Origin of the sequence: Streptomyces muensis (assembly GCF_021474425.1) — a bacterium.
GTDB classification, from domain to species: domain Bacteria; phylum Actinomycetota; class Actinomycetes; order Streptomycetales; family Streptomycetaceae; genus Streptomyces; species Streptomyces muensis.
Genome location: NZ_JAKEIP010000490.1, coordinates 1 through 2984 on the forward strand (window position 1 = coordinate 1; position 2984 = coordinate 2984).

Sequence of the window (2984 nt, forward strand, 5' to 3'; positions counted from 1 at the left end):
GTGGTGGCCGGCCACCCAGGCCCGGTCGGCGTCGGTGATCTCGTCGTCGACCACCGCCACGGCCTGACCGAGCGGGACTTCGCCGTGCTGGCGGAGTGGGTCACCGCAGGTGGCGGCCCAGTACCTCGGTGACCCGGGTGACCCCGTCCGTCCCGTGCCCCAGCCCGATCACCCGGCGGGCCTGGCCCTCGGCGGCGCGCATGACGCCCGCGTCGATGCCGTGGGACTCGGAGGTCTCGATGATGTGGGCCATGGAGGAGGCGCCGGAGGTGATCGGGTTGAGTTCGCCGGAGTAGGAGCCGTCGTCGGCGTCGCCCGCGAACTCCTCGAAGAGCGGCGGCAGGATCGCGCCGATGCCCTGTGCGAAGGGGAGCAGTTCCCGCGCGGTGATGTTCTCGGCCCGCGCCACGGCCAGGGCGTGCGCGTAGCCCGACATGGCCGTCCAGAAGATGTCGAGCAGGGCGATGTCGTAGGCGGCGGCCCGGCCGATGTCCTCGCCGAGATGGGTGTGGGTGCCGCCGAGCGCGTCGAGGACCTGCCAGTGTTCGGCGTAGAGCTCCGCGGGGCCGCTGTAGATGAACACCCCCTCCGGCCCGCCGATGGTCGGGGTCGGCGTCATGATCGCGCCGTCCAGATACCGGATGCCGTGCGCGTCGGCCCAGCCGGCCGCGTCCCGGGAACGGGCCGGGGTGTCGGCGGTCAGATTGACGACCGTACGGCCCTTGAGCGCGTCGGTGACCGCGTCCTGCCGCAGGACGGCGTCGGCGGCGTCGTAGTTCACCACGCAGACGACGGTCAGCGCACTGGCGGCGACCGCCTCGGCGGCGGACGCGGCCGATGTGACGCCGCGCTCGACGAGCTCCCGGTCCCGCCCCGGCGTGCGGTTCCAGACGGTGACACGCAGGCCCGCGTCCAGGAACGCACCGGCCAGCGCTCGGCCCATCGGGCCGAGACCGATGACGGTGACGGCGGACTCGTGGTCGTAGGTGGACATGACTCAACTCCCTGTAAGGTGGCGATAATTGATGACAAAAGGGGTGGGGAAATGTCGCGTCGGCGTGATGACCCGAACGTCTGCGGGGTGACCGCCGCGCTCGTGGTGGTCGAAGGCAAGTGGAAGCCGGCGCTGCTCTGGCTGCTGGAGTCGGGACCGCACCGCCCGGCGGAACTGCGGCGCCGGCTGCCCGGCCTCAGCGAGAAGGTGCTGACCCAGGCGCTGCGCGAGTTGGAGACGGACGGTCTGGTGGACCGTGAGGTGTACGACGTACTGCCGCTGAAGACCGTCTACTCGCTGACCGAGTTCGGCCGCGACCTGGCCGAGGCTCTCGGCCCGCTCTCCGACTGGGGCCACCGCCGCCTGGAGCGAATGACCGGGGACCTGCCCCAACCGGTCTCCTGAACCGAAACGCCACCTCCGTCCCCCCGTGCGCCGCCGCCGTACGACTCCCCAGGTGACCGGGCGCGTCCGGCGCCTCGTCGATCACCCACATCAAGGGTCGGACGGCGGCGGGGTCCTGCCAAGTACCCACAAAAAAGTGGGTATCTACCGTGCCAGCTCGGCCCGGAACCCCTGGCGCCACGACGGGTAGCGCGGCTCCCAGCCCAGCTCCCGCCGGGCCTTGGCGTTGGAGAACCCGCGCCCCTCGGTCATCATCGTCACCACCACGTCCCCGGCCAGCAGCCGCGCCAGCCACTTGGGCACCCGAAGCGGCGGCTTCGCCCCGGCGCAGGCCGCCAGATACGGCAGCCACTCACTGGCCGGCGCCGGCTCGTCGTCGACGATGTTGAACACGCCCCTCGCCCGCTGCTCCACGGCCAGCACGGTCGCGCTCGCCGCGTCGTCCAGATGCACCCAGGAGCAGTAGCCGGTACCGCCCCCGACCAGCGGGAACTGCCGCTTGCGTACGAGTTCCACCTGGTCGTCGGTGGCGCCGGGGCCGTAGAACCCGCCGTACCGAAGGACCGTCCCGTCGGCCTTGAGGACGGCTTCCTGGATGTGCCGGATCGCCTCTCCGAGCTCGCGCAGCCTGCCCGTCTCCACGGGCAACGGGTCCTCCTCGGTCTTCACCCAGCCGCCCTCGCGGACGCCGTTCCAGATGGCTGCGCTCTGTGCGACGACATGCGGGACGCCGGTCGCCTCGGCGGCGGCCAGCAGGTGGTCCGTCCCCTCGGTGCGCAGCCGGTTGGTCGTGGCGAACCACCGGTCGAAGTGCCGGATGTCCGGTTTGCCGGAGTGGGGCATGGAGATCGCCGTCATCTGGTGCACGATCACGTCCGGCCGGGCAGCGCCCACCGCCTCACCGACCGACCCGGCGTCGAGCCCGTCCATCACGACCCCGTCCGCGCCCAGCTCCCTCAGCAGTCCCAGCTTGGCCGCGCTCGTCGTCGTGGCCGTCACCTCGTGCCCACGCTCCACGAGCCGCGGCACCAGCCGCCGCCCGATGACGCCGGTTCCGCCTGCCACGAACACGCGCATGACACTCACCGTCCCGATCTCGATCTTCCGAGTGCGTCTGTCCGGAGTGCGTCTGTCCGGAGTGCGTCCGTCCCGAGTACGTCCGTCCCGAGTACCTCGCACTTCCCTCGAAACCTTGGACGAGGCGGCCGGGGGGCTCTGTGACATGGCCGATGAGCGCACGGAGGAGTGCGGGGAGGAGCGAGCGGTCGTGCTGGAGGTTCTAGAGCACGCGGAGGTTGGCGATCGGGATGTTCCACTCGTTCCGCTCGATGTTTCCAAGGCCGTTCCCAAGGCCGTTTCCATGGTCGCTTCCATGGTCGTCCTGGGCGGCGGCCGGTACCGCGAGCAGCATCAGCCCGGCGACGACGGCGGCCAGAACGGCGATGACCCCACGCATACGTTTCCTCCTCGACGACGCCCGTACCGACCACCCTGCGCCGGGCCGCAGCGCCCGCCCGCGCGGACACGCCGCGCGGCCGACGGGTTCAGCCGCTCGGTGGCGGGGCGGGCGCGCGGCGTGTCCGCG

General features: G+C 71.5%; 4 protein-coding genes. 1 reads left to right on the plus strand and 3 read right to left on the minus strand.

Annotated elements, in window-relative coordinates; all coding sequences use genetic code 11:
• Nucleotides 1–100: 100 nt before the first annotated feature.
• Nucleotides 101–994, minus strand: a complete 894-nt coding sequence (locus L0P92_RS43505) for an NAD(P)-dependent oxidoreductase (RefSeq protein WP_234768660.1) — start codon at nt 992–994, stop codon at nt 101–103.
• Between the two features lie 51 nt (nt 995–1045).
• On the opposite strand from L0P92_RS43505, the gene L0P92_RS43510 reads away from it, so the two are divergent.
• Nucleotides 1046–1399: a winged helix-turn-helix transcriptional regulator gene (locus L0P92_RS43510; protein WP_234768661.1), complete on the plus strand. Its 354-nt coding sequence runs from the start codon at nt 1046–1048 to the stop codon at nt 1397–1399.
• A gap of 144 nt (nt 1400–1543) precedes the next feature.
• Here L0P92_RS43510 and L0P92_RS43515 read toward each other — a convergent pair whose 3' ends face one another.
• Complete coding sequence (locus L0P92_RS43515) at nt 1544–2476, minus strand: NAD-dependent epimerase/dehydratase family protein (protein ID WP_234768662.1); 933 nt, start codon at nt 2474–2476, stop codon at nt 1544–1546.
• A gap of 202 nt (nt 2477–2678) precedes the next feature.
• Entirely contained in the window at nt 2679–2855 is a 177-nt protein-coding gene (locus L0P92_RS43520; protein ID WP_234768663.1) for a hypothetical protein, read from the minus strand.
• Between the last annotated feature and the right edge of the window lie 129 nt (nt 2856–2984).

Bases quoted from the DNA above. Each gene is read 5' to 3' on its own strand.
- L0P92_RS43510 (WP_234768661.1), top strand. From the start codon at position 1,046: ATGTCGCGTCGGCGTGATGACCCGAACGTCTGCGGGGTGACCGCCGCG.
- L0P92_RS43505 (WP_234768660.1), bottom strand. From the start codon at position 994: ATGTCCACCTACGACCACGAGTCCGCCGTCACCGTCATCGGTCTCGGC.
- L0P92_RS43515 (WP_234768662.1), bottom strand. From the start codon at position 2,476: ATGCGCGTGTTCGTGGCAGGCGGAACCGGCGTCATCGGGCGGCGGCTG.
- L0P92_RS43520 (WP_234768663.1), bottom strand. From the start codon at position 2,855: ATGCGTGGGGTCATCGCCGTTCTGGCCGCCGTCGTCGCCGGGCTGATG.